This is a genomic window from Burkholderia sp. Bp9012 (assembly GCF_003853825.1).
Classification (GTDB): Bacteria; Pseudomonadota; Gammaproteobacteria; order Burkholderiales; family Burkholderiaceae; genus Burkholderia; species Burkholderia diffusa.
Genome location: NZ_QTQA01000002.1, coordinates 12,890 through 30,281, shown reverse-complemented (window position 1 = coordinate 30,281; position 17,392 = coordinate 12,890). Strand labels below are relative to the sequence as shown.

The window sequence follows — 17,392 nt, the reverse complement described above, 5'->3', positions numbered from 1 at the left end:
CGGATCGGTCGACGGGGCGCGCCCCGTCGTGCCGCTTCCGCCCGTCCGTTCAGTGCTGCGCCGGCGTCGAGCCGACTTCCGCAATCCGCGACTCCAGCATCGCCAGCGCACCCGACAGCGCGGTCAGCACGTCGTCCGGCAGTTGCGCCATCGTCTGGTCGAGAAACGCCTTGCGGCGCGGCAGGCACGCGTCGAACGCGGCGCGGCCGTCTTCGGTCAGCGTGACGTTGGTCACGCGGTTGTCGCGGGCGTCGGACGCGCGCTCGATCCAGCCGAGCGCGTCGAGCGATTTCAGCTGGCGCGTGAGCGCGCCCGGATCGATGCGCAACACCTCGACGAGCTTCTTCTGCGACGAATGCCCGCCCATCGTGTGCAGCGCGACCATGATGCGCCAGCGCGGCATCGGCTGCCCGACGTGCGTTTCGAACGCGCTCATGAATGCGCGATACGTGCGTCCGAATTGCTGCAAGATCGCGACGCGGTCCTGTTCTTCCATGCGCTGATGTCTACTCGTTCAATCGGTGAATCGTTCAATCGGCCGCGACATGCGGTTCGATCTTGCGCCGCAGCGCGATCGGCGGCACGCGGCGACACTGCCACACCGACACCACGGCGACGACGGCCGCCATCGCGACCCCCAGGTGAATCGCGCCGACCAGCGATTCGCGGGCCGCTTCCAGCAGCAGCGCGCCATTATGCCCGGCGCGGGTCAGTTCCGCGACGAGACCACCCTGCGCGGCGCGGTCGATCAGGATCTGCGGATCGGCGAGTTGCGCGTGCCACTGCAGCGCGTGGTCGCCCGACAACGCATCGCGCACGCCGCTCGAATACATCTGGTTGACCAGCGTGCCCGTCAGCGCGGTGCCGATCATCCCGCCGACCATCCGCAGCGACTGCAGCAGCGCCGTCGCGATGCCGAGGTGCTCGCGGCCGGCCGTCTGCTGCGCGAACACGGTGAGGTTCGGCAGCACGAAGCCGAGGCCGATGCCGCCGGCGACCATCAGCGCCATCAGCACCCAGGTCGGCGTCGTGTGCGTCGACACGACGATGCCCGCGCACGCGATCGCGAACAGCACGAAACCGACGTGCAGCATCGTATTCGGATTGCGGATGCGCGTGACGACGCGGCCGTTCATGATGCTGCCGATCGTGATGAACACGACGAGCGGCGTGATCACGAGCCCCGCCTCCTTCGGCGACATTCCGAAGCCGCCCTGGAACAGCAGTGGCGCGTAGAACAGCAGCGAGAACATCGAGAAGCCGGCAAGGATCGCGAGCACGAACAGCGCCGACAGCGCGCGGTTGCCGAACATGTCGAACGGCAGAATCGGCTGCGTGCAGCGCTTTTCCCAATGCCACAGGCCGACGCCGGCGCCGACCGCGACGACCAGCAGCAGCGACGCCCAGCTCATGACGCCATACTTCGGCAGCCATTCGACGAACAGCTGGAGCGCGCCGAGCGACAGCGCGATCAGCAGCGCGCCGGGCCAGTCGAGCTGCATCTTGCGGTCGTGTTCGACATGGCGCAGATGCGGCAGGTAGCGCCACACGAAGAACAGCGACAGCAAGCCGACGGGCAGGTTGACGTAGAACACCGAGCGCCAGCCGAACGACTGGGTCAGAATCCCGCCGAGCGACGGCCCGACCGCGTTCGCAATGCCGAACGCGGAGCTCATCAATACCTGCCAGCGCAGCCGCACGACGGAATCGGGAAACAGGTCCGGAATGCACGCGAACGCGGTGCCGACCAGCATCCCGCCGCCGATCCCCTGCAGGCCACGCGCCAGCACCAGGAACAGCATGTCGTTGGCCATCCCGCATAGCACCGACGCGCCGGTGAACACGACGATCGACACGATCACGAACGGCTTGCGGCCGTAATAGTCGCCGAGCCGGCCGAAGATCGGCACGGTGATCACGGAACTGAGCAGATACGAGGTCGCAACCCACGCATACAGGTCGAACCCCTTGAGCTCGGCGACGATGGTCGGCAACGCGGTGCCGACGACCGTCTGGTCGAGCGCGACGAGCATGGTGACGAACGAAATCCCGATCATCGCCAGCAGCGATTCACGGAACGGCAGGACTTGCCCGCTCGAATGGTGGGCGGCAGTATGGACGGCCATTTTTTGTTGATGCAACTTTTGACGAGTCAAACAATCTCAAAATTCTAGCACGCCGGAGTAATCTAGGCTGGCGACGGATTTGGGGCCTATGGCCGCCAGGGAGAAAGATGGAACCGATTTCAATCACGCCTGCCGCGACGCTGTCGCCGGACGACCAGGACGCCTTGCGGCGCGCGAAACAGGTGCTGGAAAGCCCGTCGCTGACGATGAAGCTGACGGGCGTGCTGGGCGCGCCAGTCGAGAAGATGATCGCACGGCTGCCCGACTTCGCGACCGGCAAGATCAACGACGCGACGCAGCTTGCGCTGCGCAAGTGCCTGAACATCGCGCTGCGCACGCTCGGCAAGCCGCAGACGCCCGATGCCGAGCCGGACAAGCCGAGCAACCTGCTGCACAAGCTCGCGGTCGCGACGACCGGCGCGGCGGGCGGCGCGTTCGGTTTCCTCGCGCTGCCGGTCGAGCTGCCGGTGACGACCACGCTGATCTTCCGCTCGGTGTGCGACATCGCGCGCAGCGAGGGCGAGGACCTGGGCTCGGTGGATACGCAGTTGCAGTGCCTGGCCGTGCTCGGCATGGGCGGCAATGCGGACGAGCGGGAAGAGGACGCCGATCTCGGCTATTTCGTGCTGCGCGGCGCGCTCGCGCAGGCGATTTCGAAGGCGTCGTCCGACATCACGACGAAAGGGATCGCCGCGCACAGCTCGGCGGCGGTGTTCAAGCTCGTGCAGACAGTGGCATCACGCTTTTCGGTACAGGTCACCGAGCAGATGGCCGCGAAGTCGATCCCGGCGATCGGCGCGGTGCTCGGCGCGACCGTCAACACGCTGTTCATCGACCACTTCCAGCAGATGGCGCACGGCCACTTCACCGTGCGCCGGCTCGAGCGCAAGTACGGCCCGGTCGCCGTGCAGGCCGCGTATCAGGCGATCGACGGCTCGCCCACGCGCTGAACCGCCCGCTCGACCGCGACGCGGCGCAGGAACGCGGCCGCACGGTCGAGCGCGTCGCGCGACTCCGGCACCATCGGCGTGTACAGCTGCCACACGTGCGGCATGTCGGGCCACACCTCGATCTCCACCGGCACGCCGGCCGCCTTCGCGTTGTCGGCGACACGGCGTGAATCGTCGAGGAGCACCTCGGTGCTGCCGGCCTGGATGAAGAGCGGCGGCAGCCCCGTGAAGTCCGCGTAGAGCGGCGACGCGTACGGATGCGTCGCCGATTCGTCTCCCAGATACAGCTTCGCTGCCTTCGGCAGCGCCGCAGCCGCGAACATCGGGTCGAGGCCGTCGTTGCTGCGCATCGTGTCGCCGGTGCCGGCCAGGTCGGTCCACGGCGAGAACAGGATCGCGCCTGCCGGCAACGGCTCGCCGCGATCGCGCAGCGCGACGAGCGTCGCGAGCGCGAGGCCCCCACCCGCCGAATCGCCGCCGAACACGATCGACTCGGGCGGCGTGCCAAGCGCGAGCAATTGCCGGTACGCGGCCAGCGCGTCGTCGAGCGCGGCCGGGAAGCGGTTCTCGGGCGCGAGCCGGTAGTCGAGCGAGAACGAGCGCACGCCCGCGCGCTTCGTGAGGCCGAACACGAGCGGCCGATGGGTCTTCGTCGAACAGAAGTAGTAGCCGCCGCCGTGGAAGTACAGCAGCGTGCGGCCGGGCCCGCGAGCGGCGACCGCATCGGTGCGTTCGAGCCATTCGCCGCGCAGCGGCGCGTCGCCGGGACCGTAGCATTCGCGCAGCCGGTAGCCCGACGGCGCGCGACGCGGCACGATCATTCTCAGGTCGGTAAAGCGCCGCGCGCGGGCAGGATCGAGCACCGGGCGCGTGGTCTCGGGACGAAACTGCCAGCGCAGCAGCCAGCACGCGAACTTGCTTTGCCAACTCATCGAATACACACTCCGTCGTCGCAGTGTGACGATGGTACGTGCGATCGTCGCCGCGCTGCTCGACGGGAGCCTCTATATCAAACGCCGGCCTCAGTTTGCCGGCATCATCTGGCCGCGGATTTCGCCGGACGGATGCTCCTTCGTGTGCACGTTGAAGTACCACTTGCCGCCCATCAGGTCGGTCACTTGCGAGTCGGTGAGCTCCTTCGAGCCCTTGATCGGGCTCGCGAGCGCGTCCTTCGGGATCGGCACCTGCACGCCGGCGTTCTGGCCGACCGGCGCGGGCCCGTGGAAATGCGCGGCGGTGGCCGGCCCCGTGAGGTGTTCGTAAGTCACCGTCCACTGCAGCATGTGGGTGGCCGTGTCGTAGGTCGCATCGACGGCGCCGGCGCCCTTGGTCGCGGTGGGCGGCACTTCGCTCGACGGCTGCAGGCTGGCGGACAGGCGCACCGTTTCGGCGGCGGCACTGCCGGCGGCCAGGACGCCCGCGAGCAACGCCACCTGGAGCAAACGCAGCTTCGGCATGAATCCTCCTTGTACGACGGGGTACGCCGCCCGGACGGGGACGTTCCATGATGGTAGTCGATCGCCGCCGATCCGGCACCGCTGCGTCGCTCGCCAGCTTGACGGAACCTGGAAGAGACCTTTGCAGCGGGAGCCCTGAATCCGCGCGCGGCCTTTCGCTACACTTCGTCTCACAGTTGCTTGTTTCCTTCGTCCGAAGGAGTCTGCGAGTATTCACGCGGCCATCCGGCCGCGTTTTTTTTTCCCGTGCCCGGGTGGCGTGCACGCATCGTCGGGCACGTTCCGCTTCGCGGGCCGTCAAGCATCACGAATCAATTGTCGCCGCGGCGATTGAGTCCGACGTCGCAGACACCGCGCCCTCACGCGCGATAGCCCGGATCGATCCGATCGACGATGCGTTGCAACGCGTCGAATGCGTCCTGCCCCGCGCCGTGCTTCGGATCGAAGTTAAGCGAATCGCGCACGCAGCCCTCGAGCACCGGCGGCGCGATCGGCAGTGCGTCGCCGATCGCGTGGGTCGCGACCTGCACCTCGCACGCGCGATTGAGCAGCCACATCAACGAGAAGGTCTGCGCGAGCGTCGCGCCGATCGTCACGGGCCCATGGTTGCGCAGCAGCAGCACGGGCCGCCCGCCGGCGCTCTCGACGATGCGCCGCCCCTCCTCCAGATGCACGGTGATGCCCTCGAAGTCGTGATACGCGATCTTCCCGTACAACTGCGCCGAATAGAAGTTCGAGAACGACAGCCCGTCGCGCGAGCAGCACACGGCCATCGTCGGCGTCGTGTGCACGTGCATCACGCAGTGCGCGTCGGGCAGCGCCGCATGGATCGCGCTGTGGAACGTGAAGCCGGCCGGATTGATCGGCCAGTCGGAATGGCCGGTCACGTTGCCGTCGATGTCGATCTTCACGAGGTTCGACGCGCATACCTCGCGGTAATGGAGCCCGAACGGATTGATCAGGAAATGGCCGTCCTCACCCGGCACGCGCAGCGAGATATGGTTGTAGATCAGCTCGGTCCAGCCGAGATGGTCGAAGATCCGGTAGGCGGCCGCGAGCTGCACGCGCGCCTGCCATTCGGCTTCGGAAAAGCGGGCGGGACGCGTGAACGGCTGGTTCGGTACACGTTGCATGGGGCACTCCGGTTGCGGGCGCGGCGGCCGCGCGGGCGGCTCGCGCAACGTCCCTCGTCTCCTGGCGGCGCACGCAGCGCGCCGGTGCGTCAAGCGCAGGCGCGTGCGCTGCGTCGTTCGGCACCGCCGCGGCCCGCATTGCGCGAGCCGTCAGACGGCACCCGTCACGATACGAATATCGTTGCGCGCACAACCATATCACCTTTCCCCGCGCGCCGGTATCGCGGGTTTGGCCCGAGCCGTTCCGGCCCTTACAACTGGTCGTCGAACGGCAGCAGCATGAAGAGGCCGGTCATCAGGTTGCGCATCAGCCCGGCATGCGGATCGACGTGATAGGTGGCCGGCTCGTCGTTGTCGGTGCCGGTCCACACGAGTTCGGGCGTGCCTCCGCCCGCCGGCGTCGCGAGGCTCACGCGGTAGCTTTCGTCGGGCTGCGTCACGCGCGCGAAGATCGTCGCGGCCTGCTGCGCGATCGTCGCGCTGTGGATCACGAGCGCGAGTTCCGTATTCAGGTGCGCGGAACGCGGATCGAGGTTCAACGAGCCGATCACGAGGATCTTGCGGTCGATCACATACGCCTTCGCATGCAGGCTCGCGCGCGAGCGTGAGCCGAACAGGCCCGCACGCGGCGAGTTCGGCCGCGCCTTGAATTCGTACAGTTCGACACCGTGAAGCAGCAGCGGCACGCGGTACGGCGCGTAGCCGGCCTGTACGGCGACCGCGTCGGTCGCGGCGAGCGAATTGGTCAGGATTGCGACGCGCACGCCACGCGCGGTCGTGTCGCCGAGGATCTTCACGCCCGCGTCGTGCGGCACGAAATACGGCGAAAACGCGAGAAATTCCTGCTGCGCGCCGCGCGTCAGTTCGACGAGGCGCTGCATCGGCGGGCTCACGTACGCGTCGGTCGGCCGCATGACCTTGTCCGGTGCGTCGACCTTGAATTCGGCGGGCGCCCACACGAGCTCGAGCTCGTCGCGCGCGATCTGCTGCGCGAGCGGCGTCGCGTTCAGCGGCTTCGCGTTGTACGGATCTGCGTTCTTGCGCCAGTGGTCGCGCAGCTCGTCGCGCATCGCGTCGAGATCCTTCGGATCGAACGTCTGATGATTCAGCACCCGCAGCGGATAGCTGCTCGCGCTTGCCCAGTAGTCGTCGAAGCTCGTCGAGATGTCGTTCGTCACGGGGCCGGCCGCGAGCACGTCGAGATCGCGGAACTGCAGCGTCGGGCTCGCGCTGAAGTATTCGTCGCCGAGATTGCGGCCGCCGACGATCGCGATCTGGTTGTCCGCGATCATCGCCTTGTTGTGCATCCGCCGCGTAAACCTGTCGATTCGCGTCAGGGAGTTGGCCGTGCGCTCGATCATTCCGTACCGCGACGCGCCGAACGGGTTGAACACGCGAATCTCGATCTTCGGGTGCGTATTCAGCGCGGCCATGACGCGGTCGATGTCGCGGAAATTCAGATCGTCGACCAGCATGCGCACACGCACGCCGCGATCGGCCGCATACAGCGCCGCGCCGAGCAGCAGTTTGCCGGTCGTGTCCTCGGTCGCGATGTAGTACTGCATGTCGAGCGTCTTCGTCGCCGCGCGCGCGAGCGCGATGCGCATCTGCAGCGCGGTCGCGCCGTCGGGCAACAGCCGGAAGCCCGATTGCCCCGGATGCGCCGCTTCCGGCGCGGCCAGCGCGTTGCGCAGCGGCGTCGCGGTATCGGTCGGCAATGCGTGCGAGACGGGGCGATCGAGCGTGGTGGCGGGCGGATGCGTCGCGCAGGCGGCGACCAGCGACAGCAGCGCGCAGACGGCGAGCGCACGGGCCGGGCGGCAGGCGGCGCGCCACGACAGCGCGGCCGGCGCGCGCCGGATCAAAGACGTAAGCACGGAAACTTCCTCGACAGGCGGATCAACGGGTCCGCAAACGCCGCAGCGTGCGGCTGACGGGTGGCTCCGGTCGATTCTAGTGGGCGCCCGATGAACCGGTCAATCGCGCGGCTCGCGCATGCGGCGCCGTGCAACCGCTACGCGCGCCGCCGGCGAGGGCATCCAGGAACGGCAGCCCGCGGCTCGGCCGCCGGACAGGCCTGCGGCACCCATGGTCCAACCAATCTCAGGGCGTATCGCCGCTTCGCTCGAAGTGGCTGCGCACATAGTCGATATGGGTCTGCATCGCGGTGCGCGCCTCCTCGGGCCGGTGCGCGCAGATCGCCTCGCAGACCACCCGGTGCTGCAGCAACAGCAGCTCGGACGCCTGCTCGTCGTGCGTCGTCATCCCCGCGACGTTGATCGAGATGTGCTCGCGCAGCATCCCGATCACGCTCGTGTGCAGGTGCAGGAACATCGTGTTGTGCGACGCCAGCGCGATCGCCTCGTGCAGCTTCGCGTCGGTCGATGCCTCGACGGCCGCGTCGTCGTTCGCGTGCGCGGTCTCGAGCTCGCGCAGCAGCGTACGGATCCGGCGCCGGTCGTTCGCATCCGCGCGCAGCGCGGCGAAATACGCGGTCGCGCCTTCGAGCACGCGACGGAATTCGAGTATGTCGTCGCGCAGCGCCGGGTGGTCGGCGACCAGTTGGCCCCACGGCGACGCGATGCCCGCGCGCAACTGGTCCGTCACGTACACGCCCGCGCCGCGCCGGCTCTGCAGCAACCCGCGCGCGACGAGCCGCTGGGTCGCCTCGCGCACCGTATTGCGCGCCACGCCGTACTGCTGCGCGAGCACGCGCTCGGCCGGCAGCCGCGCACCGGCCGGCCAGGTGCCGTCGAGCAGCGCCGTCTCGATCTTGCGCATCACCACTTCGGTCCGGCCCCGTGCCGTCATCGCCGCCATCGCCGTCTCTCCATCGGAATACCCGCCGCGCCGATTGGCCCAACCAATTTGAGCTACGGCGCCGTCGCGGGAATTATGCAGCGAAATCGTCGTCCCGCATTCACCTGCCGGGCCGGCCCCCTGGAGCGAGACATGAACGAAAGGCACTACCCCGGCGCCGCCCCCGCGCACGTCTATCTGTTCGCGACCTGCCTGGTCGACCTGTTCGTCCCCGAAGCCGGGCTCGACGCGGTCCGCCTGCTGGAACGCGAAGGCCTGACCGTCCACTATCCGCGCGGCCAGAGCTGCTGCGGGCAGCCGGCCTATAGCAGCGGCAATCCCGACGAGGCGCACGGCGTCGCCGCCGCGCAGCTCGATCTGTTCGCCGAGCCGTGGCCCGTGATCGTGCCGTCCGGCTCGTGCGCGGGCATGATCCGGCACCATTGGCCGGCCCTGTTCGCCGACGACCCCGTGCACGGCCCCAAGGCGCGCGCGATCGCGGAGCGCACCTACGAACTCGCCGAATTCCTCGTCCACGTGCTCGACGTGCGGCTCGACCGCATCGACACGAACGCCGGACCTGATGAGCGCGTGGTGCTGCATACGTCGTGCGCGGCCCGCCGGGAAATGGGCACGCGCGTGCACGGCGTCGCGCTCGTCGACGCGCTGCCGGGCGTCACGCGCGTCGAACACGAACGCGAATCGGAATGCTGCGGCTTTGGCGGCACGTTCTCATTGAAGCACCCCGACATCTCCGGCGCGATGGTGCACGACAAGGTCGCATCGGCCTGCGCGACGGGCTGCGACCGACTCGTGTCGGCGGACTGCGGCTGCCTGCTGAACATCGGCCACGCAGCGGCCAAGGCCGGCGCGACGCTGCCCGTCGAGCATCTCGCGAGCTTCCTGTGGCGCCGCACGGCAGGCGCCGGCTCGCTGCGCGGAGACGCGCAATGAGCGCGCGCGACACGATCCTCGCACGCCTGCGCGCCGCCGCGCCCGGCGTCGCAGCGAACGCCGCCCCCGCCCTCGATGCGCGCATCGACTCGCATTACGCGGCGCGCCGCGCACCGGTCGCCCCCGATTCCCATGCGCTCGCGCAGACGATGCAGGCCGCACTCGCCGCGTCGCACGCCGACGTCTGGTGCGCCACCGCCGATGCGTGGCCCGCGCAGCTTGCCGCGCGGCTCGCCGACGCCGGGGTGCGTCGCCTGCTGCTCGACCCGGCCCGGGCCGAATCCGCTGCCCTCGCGCGCGCGCTCCCCGACGCGGTCGCGCCAGTGCCGTTCGACCGGCCGATCGACGTGTGGAAAGCCGAACTGTTCGACACGATCGACGCCGGCTTCACCGTCGCGCGCTCGGGCATCGCGGCAACCGGCACCATCGTGCTCGCGCCCGATGCCGCCACGCCGCGCACGGTGTCGCTGGTGCCGCCGCTGCACGTCGCGCTCGTCCATGCGAACACGCTGCACGCGGACCTCCACGCGGCCGTGCACGCGGAGCGCTGGCACGCCGGCATGCCGACCAACGTCGTGCTGGTGTCGGGCCCGTCGAAGACCTCCGACATCCAGCAGACCCTCGCGTATGGCGCACACGGGCCGCGCAACCTCTGGGTCGTGATCGTCACCGAACCGACCGCAACCGCCTGCCAGGACCTGCCGCGATGAGCGACCAACCGCTGCAATTCGTCGCCCCCGGCGACTTCAAGGCCCGCGCGCGCGCCGCGCTCGACGATCCCGCACTGCGCCGGAGCTTTCGCGGCGCGATGGACTTCCTGCAGGGCAAGCGCGCGACCCAGTTCCCCGACGACACCGAGCTGCAGCAGCTGCGCGATCTCGGCGAAGCCGTGCGGCAGCACGCGCTCGCGCAACTGCCCGCGCTGCTCGAGCGGCTGGAGGCGAAGCTCACGGCAGCCGGCGTGCACGTGCACTGGGCCGAGACGGCCGCCGACGCGAACGCGATCGTGCTCGGCATCGCGCAGGCGAAGAAGGCGCGCCGCGTGATCAAGGGCAAGTCGATGGCGAGCGAGGAAATCGAGCTGAACCATTACCTCGCGGATCACGGCGTCGACTGCATCGAGTCCGACATGGGCGAGTTCATCGTGCAACTCGCGGGCGAGAAGCCGTCGCATATCGTGATGCCGGCGATCCACAAGACGCGCGGCGACATCGCCGGATTGTTCGAGAAACACATCCCCGGCACGCGCTACACGGAGGACGTCGACGAGCTGATCCAGACCGGCCGGCGCGCGCTGCGCCGCGCATTCGCGGAAGCCGACATCGGCCTGTCGGGCGTGAACTTCGCGGCGGCCGACACGGGCACGCTGTGGCTCGTCGAGAACGAAGGCAACGGCCGCCTGTCGACGACGGTGCCCGACACGCACGTCGCGATCATGGGCATCGAGAAGGTCGTCGAGAAACTCGAGCACATCGTGCCGCTGTCGAGCCTGCTCACGCGCTCGGCCACCGGCCAGGCGATCACGACCTACTTCAACCTGATCTCGGGCCCGCGCCGCGACGGCGAACGCGACGGCCCGCGCGAACTGCATCTCGTGCTGCTCGACAACGGGCGCACGCAGGCCTACGCGGACGAACAACTGCGCGCGACGCTGCAGTGCATCCGCTGCGGCGCGTGCATGAACCACTGCCCGGTCTACACGCGCATCGGCGGCCACGCGTACGGGACGACCTACCCGGGGCCGATCGGCAAGATCATCTCGCCGCACCTGCTCGGCCTCGACGCGACGGCCGACCTGCCGACCGCGTCGACGCTGTGCGGCGCATGCGGCGAGGTGTGCCCGGTCCGGATCCCGATCCCGCAACTGCTCGTGCGGCTGCGCACCGAGGCGAACCGCAAGCCCGACGAACCCGTCGCGCATCCGCTGCGCGGCCAGGGCGCGAACTACAACCGCGCGGAAGACCTCGTGTGGCGTTTCTGGTCCGGCGCATTCGCGCATCCGCGCGCGTACCGCGCGTTCCGCTGGACCGCGACGCGCCTGCGCGCGCTGACGCCCGCGAAGCAGATGGGCTGGACGCAGCACCGCACGCCGCTCGAACCGGCGCCGCGCAGCCTGTCCGACCTGCTGCGCGCACGCGGCCAGCCCGAATAGACCACCTCGCTTTCAAACCCGTACCGATAGAAATCCATGGAGGAGACAACCATGCAGGTTTGGCATCAGATCTACACCCCGCTCGGCAGCCTCGGGCTGTCGGCGTTCGTCGCCGCGATCCCGATCATCTTCTTTTTCGTCGCGCTCGCCGCGTTGCGGATGAAGGGCCACGTCGCGGCCGCGATCACGCTGCTGCTGGCGCTCGGCGTCGCGATCCTCGCTTACGGCATGCCCGTGCCACAGGCACTCGCGGCCGCCGGCTTCGGCTTCGCGTACGGCCTGTGGCCGATCGCGTGGATCATCGTCGCGGCCGTGTTCCTGTACAAGATCGTCGTGAAGACCGGCCAGTTCGACATCATCCGCGCGTCCGTGCTGTCGATCACCGACGACCAGCGCCTGCAGATGCTGCTGATCGGCTTCTCGTTCGGCGCATTCCTCGAAGGCGCGGCAGGCTTCGGCGCGCCCGTCGCGATCACGGCCGCGCTGCTCGTCGGCCTCGGCTTCAAGCCGCTGCATGCGGCCGGACTGTGTCTGATTGCAAACACCGCGCCGGTCGCATTCGGCGCGATGGGCATCCCGATCATCGTCGCGGGGCAGGTGACGGGCATCGACCCATTCCACATCGGCGCGATGGCCGGCCGCCAGCTGCCGCTGCTGTCGCTCGCGGTGCCGTTCTGGCTCGTGTTCATGATGGACGGGCTGCGCGGCGTGCGGCAGACCTGGCCGGCCGCGCTCGTCGCGGGCGGCAGCTTCGCGCTCACGCAGTACTTCACGTCGAACCACATCGGGCCCGAGCTGCCGGACATCACGTCGTCGCTCGTCAGCCTCGTCGCGCTCGCGGCGTTCCTGAAGGTGTGGCAGCCGCGCACCGCGCAGCAGCCGGCCGGCGGCGTCGTCGCGTCCGGCGGCGGCGCGGCGCTGGCCGGGTTCGGCGCGGGCAGGTTCGGCGCTAGCGGCACCGGCACGAGCCGGCAGGCGTCGCCGTACACGCTCGCACAGACCGTGCGCGCGTGGTCGCCGTTCCTGATCCTGACGGCCGTCGTCACCGTGTGGAGCATCGCGCCGTTCAAGGCGCTGTTCGCCGCGCACGGCGCGCTCGCGTCGACCGTGCTGAAGTTCCATGTGGCAGGGCTCGACCAGCTCGTCGTGAAGACCGCGCCGATCGCCGCGACGCCGAAGGCGCTCGACGCCGTGCTGAAGATCGATCTGGTGTCGGCGGTGGGCAGCGCAATCCTCGTGACCGCGCTGATCTCGATGGCGCTGTTGCGGATGAAGCCGCGCGACGCGCTCGTCACGTTCGGCGAGACGCTGAAGGAACTCACGCGCCCGATCCTGTCGATCGGCCTCGTGCTCGCGTTCGCATTCGTCGCGAATTACTCGGGGATGTCGTCGACGCTCGCGCTGATGCTGGCCGCGACCGGCGCCGCGTTCCCGTTCTTCTCGCCGTTCCTCGGCTGGCTCGGCGTGTTCCTGACCGGCTCGGACACGTCGTCGAACGCCCTCTTCTGCTCGCTGCAGCAAGCCACGGCCCATCAGCTCGGCGTGCCCGAGACGCTCGCGGTCGCCGCGAACACCACGGGCGGCGTGACCGCGAAGATGATCTCGCCGCAGTCGATCGCGGTGGCATGCGCGGCGACCGGCCTCGTCGGCAAGGAATCGGAGCTGTTCCGCTTCACGGTGCGCCACAGCCTGTTGTTCGCGGTGATCGTCGGCCTGATCACGCTCGTGCAGGCCTACGTGCTGCCGGGGATGGTGCCGTAAGCAAGAGGCACGGCCCTTTTCCGGTTCCCCGAAAAACAAAAACCCCACGCCCGCAAGAGCGTGGGGTTTCGTTCATCCCGGGCGCCGAACGCGGCCGGCGCCCCCGGCGGCGATCAGCTGCCCTTCGCGATGCGATCCTGGATGTGCTGCGCACGGCTAGCCGACGACGGGTGCGAGCTCATCATCGAGCTCTTGCCGCCATCGAGCTGCGCAAGCTTCTGGAACGCGGTGACGAGGCCCTTCTGGTTCATGTTCTTCTGCTTCATCAGGTCGAACGAGTAGTCGTCGGCCGCGCTTTCCTGCGTCTGCGAGAATTGCGCGTTGATGAACTTCTCGGTGATGTCGCCGAGCTGCGAGCTCGTCAGGGCCGCGACGCCCGGCGATGCCGCACCGGCCGCGGTGCGTGCCGCGCTGACCGCGTAGGCGGTCTGCATCGCCTTCTTCGAGTGACCCAGCGCGACGTGGCCCATTTCATGACCGATCACACCGCGCAGTTCGTCGTCGTTCATCATGTCCATCAGGCCGCTGTACACGCGCACGCAGCCGTTGCCCATCGCCCACGCGTTGACGTCCTTGGTCACGTAGACCTTGTAGTTGATTTTCTGGCCGTTCAGCGTCATGTCGCCGAAGCCCTTCATCACCTTCGTCAGGCGCTTCGAGTACGCGCTGTTCGGCGCGGCGATCTTCGATTCGGCGTCGCTCGCCTTGCACGAGTCGTTCGACAGCGCCGCGATGTCGGTGTCGGACAGCGTCGCCGCCTTGAACAGGCTGGTCCCCGCCGACGTCAGGCTGTTCGCGTCGAGATTCTGCACGCCGCCGCATGCGCTCAACAGGAACGCCATGCCACACGCTGCCGCCGCTTTCTTGATATGCATCCCGGATCCCTCGGTAGTTGTATTTGGAAGCGGGGATTTTGCATAATCCGGCAGAAAATTACCAGACGTTTACATCAAATGACAGCTTGATTACTCACCGATTCGAAACGAACGGCGCGATTGCCCAGTAATTTGATAGCAATCAGGTCATCAATCGCCGTGACCGGATGACCGGCTGAACGTCGAACGCGACCGGCGCGTGAGCCGCCGCGCGACCAGCATCGGCAGCCGCACCACAAAACCGGCGAAGAGCCGCAGGTGCATCCACGCGAGCAGCGCGTTGTCGCGGCCATAGTGGAAATGCGACACGCCGCCCTCGTGCGCGCCGAAGTAGCGCACCGGCGCTTCGATGCGGATCGGTCGAACCCCCGCCCAGCACAGCCGCACGGCGGCTTCCGGATCGAAGTCGAAACCGCGCATCCACGGCTGGCGATGCATGATCGCGGCGAGCGGTGCGACGGGGTACACGCGGAAGCCGTACAGCGAATCGCCGATCCCGGCCCATAGCGTCTCGAGGTCGGCCCATCCGTTCGACAGCCGCCGGCCCTGCACGCGCAACTGCGGCGCGCTCGCGTCGAACTTCGGCAGGCCCAGCACCATCGCATCCGGCGCCGCCTGCGACGCGGCCATGAATTCGGGAATCAGGTCGGCCGGATGCTGGCCGTCGGAGTCCATCGTCAGCACGTGCGTGAAGCCGCTTGCGGCCGCCGCGTCGAGCCCGGCCAGCACCGCGGCGCCCTTGCCGCGGTTCTCCGGCAGCACGATCACTCGCAGCCCGGGGTCGCGCTCGGCCATCGCCTGCAGCCGCTCGGCGCTGCCGTCGGTGCTGCCGTCGACGACGACCCACACCGGGTTCCACTGCGCGCGGGCGTTGCGCACGGTCGTGTCGACCTTGACGCCCGGGTTGTAGCTCGGAATCAGTACGAGATGGGTGGACGAGGCGTGCAGCTTGAACATGGGAACGGCCGATTGCGAAGACGAGGATCCTGACAAAAGTTTATGACCTGCAGGCGACTGCCGACAGGCTTCGTCGACGCCGCCTTCGCGCAGCGACAGGCCCGCGCGCTTCACGACAGGTGCTCCAGCGGATGGCCGGCGCTCGCTTCGATCTCGACCAGCAGATCGTCGCGGCACACGTCCGCGTGGACGAACAACGGCCGCACGCCGGAGCCCGCCGCATCGCGCAGCGCGCGTTCGATCGCGGCGAGCGCCACGGCATCGCCGGCGTCGCGCACGTAGACGCGATAGTTCAGGTCGGCGAGCGCGAACGGGCCGTGCCCCTGTCGCGCGGCCTGCTCGAGCACGGCGGCCAGGTTCGCGATCGTCTCGCGTGTTTGCGCGACGACGTCGCCACGATGCACGGTGCGATGCCCGACGATGCTGGCGGTGCCCGACACGAACAGCAGCGGCGCGGCATCGTCGCCCGGCCACGCGGCCGCGCGCGCGAACGTCGGCGCACGCGGGCCGTACTCCGCCGGGTAGTGATACGCGCTGACCTGGCGCGGGTTCTCGACCGGATCGGCCGGCGTGCGGGTCGCGATGAAATGGATCGCGAGCGGCGCGGCCGGCGGCGTGTCGCCCGTGACGGGCACGACCGAGCCAAGCGCACAGGCCGCCGGCACGCTGCCCGTCAGCGCGCGACGGCACGCGTCGAACGCACGCTGCCTGCCGATATTGAACTGACGATAGCGCTCGATCCCGAACTGCAGCGCGTTGATCGCGGGCACGGTATTCCAGATTCGCAGCGGATGCGCAATGCCGAGCGCATCGAGCACGTGGAACAGCGCGCGGTATGCATCGTATGTCGCGCGCTCGAGCGGCGTGCCACCGTCGCGATCCGCATCGGCCGCTTCCTGCTCTTCCTGCACGACGATGCTGCCGAACACGAGCCCCGCCGTTTCGCTGTAGCGATACTGCAGTGCGCCGCGTCGCTCGCTGCGCAGATCGGGCGCGTCGCACTGCCAGATTTCGCAGACCGCACCGGCGCGTGCGTGGCCGCCGGCATCGAGCAGCGCCATCTGCACCGGTGCGCTCGGCAGGTCGGGCGCGGCGGCGGCAAGCATGCTGGCCATCGCGTCGGTCGGCGCTCCGGCCGCACCGATGCAGACGGCACCGAGCGCACCGGGAAACACGTCATCGAATGCGTCGCCGCGCTGCCGCGCATCGTGCAGCAGCGCAGCCAGCCGCGCATGATCGATCTGGACGAGTCGCAGCGCGCGGTTGCCGCCGTTCGCGGCGGGCGAGATGCCCGCTCGCGATGCGGCGGCTCCGCCTGTCATGTGTTCGCGCGCGACCGCGGTCGTGGCGGACGACGGGGAACATGCTCGCCGTTCGGCGTCGACTGGATACACTGACACTTCGATTTCCTCACTATGCGGTGCGGGCTCGCGGCGTCGTGGCCACGCGCCGCGTTGCGCGCCGTTGCTTCGCGTCAGGCCGACGCCGCGCGCGTCGTCATGCGAGCCCGCCGTTGACGGACAACACTTGTCCCGTCACATAAGCGGCCGCATCGGATACCAGATACGCGACCATCGCCGCGACTTCGTCGGGCCGGCCCGCGCGTTGCACCGGCACGAGCTGCTTGATCCGTTCGGCGGGAAATGCAGGGTCGGCCATCGGCGATTCGATAATGCCGGGCGCGACCGCATTCACCGTGATGCCGCGCGACGCGAGCTCCAGCGACAGCGACTTCGTCGCGCCGATCAGCCCCGCCTTCGCGGCCGCGTAGTTGACCTGCCCGCGGTTGCCGGTCACGCCGGCGACCGACGCGATGTTGACGATCCTGCCGCGCCGCGTGCGGATCATCGGCAGCAGCAACGGCTGCGTCACGTTGAAAAAACCGTTGAGCGTCACGTCGATCACGCTATGCCACTGCCGGCGCGACATGCCGGCCATCGGTGCGTCGTCGTGAATGCCCGCGTTGTTGACGAGGATCTGCACCGGTGCGTCGTCGATGAACGGCGCGAGCGCGGCGAGCGTCGCATCGGCGTCGGTCACGTCGAATGCAATCGCATGCGCGGTGCCGCCGGCCGCGACGATCTGCTGCGCGACCGCCTCCGCCTGCGCGAGATTCCGGTTCGCGTGCACCCAGACTTCGTGGCCGGCCTGCGCGAGCGCCGCGCAGATCGCCTGCCCGAGTGCGCCGCTGCCACCCGTTACGAGCGCCCGCATCGCATTGCTCCGTT

General features: G+C 68.7%; 16 protein-coding genes. 5 read left to right on the top strand and 11 right to left on the bottom strand.

Annotated features, from left to right (window positions below; all coding sequences use genetic code 11):
• Positions 1–49 precede the first annotated feature (49 nt).
• Positions 50–496, bottom strand: coding sequence for a MarR family winged helix-turn-helix transcriptional regulator (locus tag DIE11_RS02350; RefSeq protein WP_059607688.1), 447 nt, complete (start codon positions 494–496; stop codon positions 50–52).
• Positions 497–530: 34 nt separating this feature from the next.
• On the bottom strand, positions 531–2,126 hold the full coding sequence (locus DIE11_RS02345; RefSeq protein WP_059607690.1) for an MDR family MFS transporter: 1,596 nt from the start codon (positions 2,124–2,126) through the stop codon (positions 531–533).
• Between the two features lie 107 nt (positions 2,127–2,233).
• Here DIE11_RS02345 and DIE11_RS02340 point away from each other — a divergent pair, with 107 nt between their 5' ends.
• Positions 2,234–3,076 (top strand): EcsC family protein, encoded by an 843-nt coding sequence (locus DIE11_RS02340; RefSeq protein ID WP_124621285.1) that lies wholly within the window; start codon positions 2,234–2,236, stop codon positions 3,074–3,076.
• Here the strand turns inward: DIE11_RS02340 and DIE11_RS02335 are convergent.
• From DIE11_RS02335 to DIE11_RS02315, 5 genes are all read right to left on the bottom strand, one after another.
• Positions 3,046–4,008 carry an alpha/beta hydrolase gene (locus DIE11_RS02335; protein ID WP_124621283.1) on the bottom strand — a complete coding sequence of 321 codons (963 nt, stop codon included), beginning with the start codon at positions 4,006–4,008 and terminating at the stop codon, positions 3,046–3,048. The two genes, DIE11_RS02340 and DIE11_RS02335, sit on opposite strands and share 31 nt — an antisense overlap.
• 90 nt (positions 4,009–4,098) lie before the next feature.
• Positions 4,099–4,533, bottom strand: a complete 435-nt coding sequence (locus DIE11_RS02330) for a CHRD domain-containing protein (RefSeq protein WP_059607696.1) — start codon at positions 4,531–4,533, stop codon at positions 4,099–4,101.
• Between the two features lie 359 nt (positions 4,534–4,892).
• The gene (locus tag DIE11_RS02325) at positions 4,893–5,666 is read right to left on the bottom strand and encodes a class II aldolase/adducin family protein (RefSeq protein WP_059607698.1); all 774 of its coding nucleotides are present in this window, start codon (positions 5,664–5,666) and stop codon (positions 4,893–4,895) included.
• A gap of 251 nt (positions 5,667–5,917) precedes the next feature.
• Positions 5,918–7,543: a phospholipase D family protein gene (locus DIE11_RS02320; protein ID WP_124621281.1), complete on the bottom strand. Its 1,626-nt coding sequence runs from the start codon at positions 7,541–7,543 to the stop codon at positions 5,918–5,920.
• 226 nt (positions 7,544–7,769) lie between these two features.
• A complete protein-coding gene (locus DIE11_RS02315) occupies positions 7,770–8,486 on the bottom strand; it encodes a FadR/GntR family transcriptional regulator (RefSeq protein WP_059607701.1) in 717 nt (238 codons plus the stop codon).
• Between the two features lie 132 nt (positions 8,487–8,618).
• Here DIE11_RS02315 and DIE11_RS02310 point away from each other — a divergent pair, with 132 nt between their 5' ends.
• Genes DIE11_RS02310 through DIE11_RS02295 form a run of 4 tightly spaced genes read left to right on the top strand, consistent with a single transcriptional unit; the run spans position 8,619 to position 13,332 of the window.
• Positions 8,619–9,419, top strand: a complete 801-nt coding sequence (locus DIE11_RS02310) for a (Fe-S)-binding protein (RefSeq protein ID WP_124621280.1) — start codon at positions 8,619–8,621, stop codon at positions 9,417–9,419.
• The gene (locus DIE11_RS02305; RefSeq protein WP_124621279.1) at positions 9,416–10,129 is read left to right on the top strand and encodes an LUD domain-containing protein; all 714 of its coding nucleotides are present in this window, start codon (positions 9,416–9,418) and stop codon (positions 10,127–10,129) included. Before DIE11_RS02310 ends, DIE11_RS02305 begins: the two co-directional genes overlap by 4 nt.
• Entirely contained in the window at positions 10,126–11,571 is a 1,446-nt protein-coding gene (locus DIE11_RS02300) for a LutB/LldF family L-lactate oxidation iron-sulfur protein (RefSeq protein ID WP_124621277.1), read from the top strand. Before DIE11_RS02305 ends, DIE11_RS02300 begins: the two co-directional genes overlap by 4 nt.
• Before the next feature lie 51 nt (positions 11,572–11,622).
• Entirely contained in the window at positions 11,623–13,332 is a 1,710-nt protein-coding gene (locus DIE11_RS02295; RefSeq protein WP_124621275.1) for a lactate permease LctP family transporter, read from the top strand.
• Positions 13,333–13,445: 113 nt separating this feature from the next.
• Here the strand turns inward: DIE11_RS02295 and DIE11_RS02290 are convergent, their stop codons facing one another.
• The 4 genes from DIE11_RS02290 to fabG form a co-directional block, all read right to left on the bottom strand.
• Positions 13,446–14,207, bottom strand: coding sequence for a M48 family metalloprotease (locus tag DIE11_RS02290; protein ID WP_059607712.1), 762 nt, complete (start codon positions 14,205–14,207; stop codon positions 13,446–13,448).
• A gap of 150 nt (positions 14,208–14,357) precedes the next feature.
• A complete protein-coding gene (locus DIE11_RS02285) occupies positions 14,358–15,164 on the bottom strand; it encodes a glycosyltransferase family 2 protein (RefSeq protein WP_059607714.1) in 807 nt (268 codons plus the stop codon).
• A gap of 110 nt (positions 15,165–15,274) precedes the next feature.
• Positions 15,275–16,486 (bottom strand): endoribonuclease L-PSP, encoded by a 1,212-nt coding sequence (locus DIE11_RS02280; protein WP_409364560.1) that lies wholly within the window; start codon positions 16,484–16,486, stop codon positions 15,275–15,277.
• Positions 16,487–16,661: 175 nt separating this feature from the next.
• Positions 16,662–17,378 (bottom strand): 3-oxoacyl-ACP reductase FabG, encoded by a 717-nt coding sequence (gene fabG, locus DIE11_RS02275; RefSeq protein WP_124621271.1) that lies wholly within the window; start codon positions 17,376–17,378, stop codon positions 16,662–16,664.
• Between the last annotated feature and the right edge of the window lie 14 nt (positions 17,379–17,392).

Excerpts from the sequence above, each read along its gene's own strand:
- DIE11_RS02350 (WP_059607688.1), bottom strand. The coding sequence starts at position 496 with ATGGAAGAACAGGACCGCGTCGCGATCTTGCAGCAATTCGGACGCACG.
- DIE11_RS02345 (WP_059607690.1), bottom strand. The coding sequence starts at position 2,126 with ATGGCCGTCCATACTGCCGCCCACCATTCGAGCGGGCAAGTCCTGCCG.
- DIE11_RS02340 (WP_124621285.1), top strand. The coding sequence starts at position 2,234 with ATGGAACCGATTTCAATCACGCCTGCCGCGACGCTGTCGCCGGACGAC.
- DIE11_RS02335 (WP_124621283.1), bottom strand. The coding sequence starts at position 4,008 with ATGAGTTGGCAAAGCAAGTTCGCGTGCTGGCTGCTGCGCTGGCAGTTT.
- DIE11_RS02330 (WP_059607696.1), bottom strand. The coding sequence starts at position 4,533 with ATGCCGAAGCTGCGTTTGCTCCAGGTGGCGTTGCTCGCGGGCGTCCTG.
- DIE11_RS02325 (WP_059607698.1), bottom strand. The coding sequence starts at position 5,666 with ATGCAACGTGTACCGAACCAGCCGTTCACGCGTCCCGCCCGCTTTTCC.
- DIE11_RS02315 (WP_059607701.1), bottom strand. The coding sequence starts at position 8,486 with ATGGCGGCGATGACGGCACGGGGCCGGACCGAAGTGGTGATGCGCAAG.
- DIE11_RS02310 (WP_124621280.1), top strand. The coding sequence starts at position 8,619 with ATGAACGAAAGGCACTACCCCGGCGCCGCCCCCGCGCACGTCTATCTG.
- DIE11_RS02305 (WP_124621279.1), top strand. The coding sequence starts at position 9,416 with ATGAGCGCGCGCGACACGATCCTCGCACGCCTGCGCGCCGCCGCGCCC.
- DIE11_RS02300 (WP_124621277.1), top strand. The coding sequence starts at position 10,126 with ATGAGCGACCAACCGCTGCAATTCGTCGCCCCCGGCGACTTCAAGGCC.
- DIE11_RS02295 (WP_124621275.1), top strand. The coding sequence starts at position 11,623 with ATGCAGGTTTGGCATCAGATCTACACCCCGCTCGGCAGCCTCGGGCTG.
- DIE11_RS02290 (WP_059607712.1), bottom strand. The coding sequence starts at position 14,207 with ATGCATATCAAGAAAGCGGCGGCAGCGTGTGGCATGGCGTTCCTGTTG.
- DIE11_RS02285 (WP_059607714.1), bottom strand. The coding sequence starts at position 15,164 with ATGTTCAAGCTGCACGCCTCGTCCACCCATCTCGTACTGATTCCGAGC.
- DIE11_RS02280 (WP_409364560.1), bottom strand. The coding sequence starts at position 16,486 with ATGACAGGCGGAGCCGCCGCATCGCGAGCGGGCATCTCGCCCGCCGCG.
- fabG (WP_124621271.1), bottom strand. The coding sequence starts at position 17,378 with ATGCGGGCGCTCGTAACGGGTGGCAGCGGCGCACTCGGGCAGGCGATC.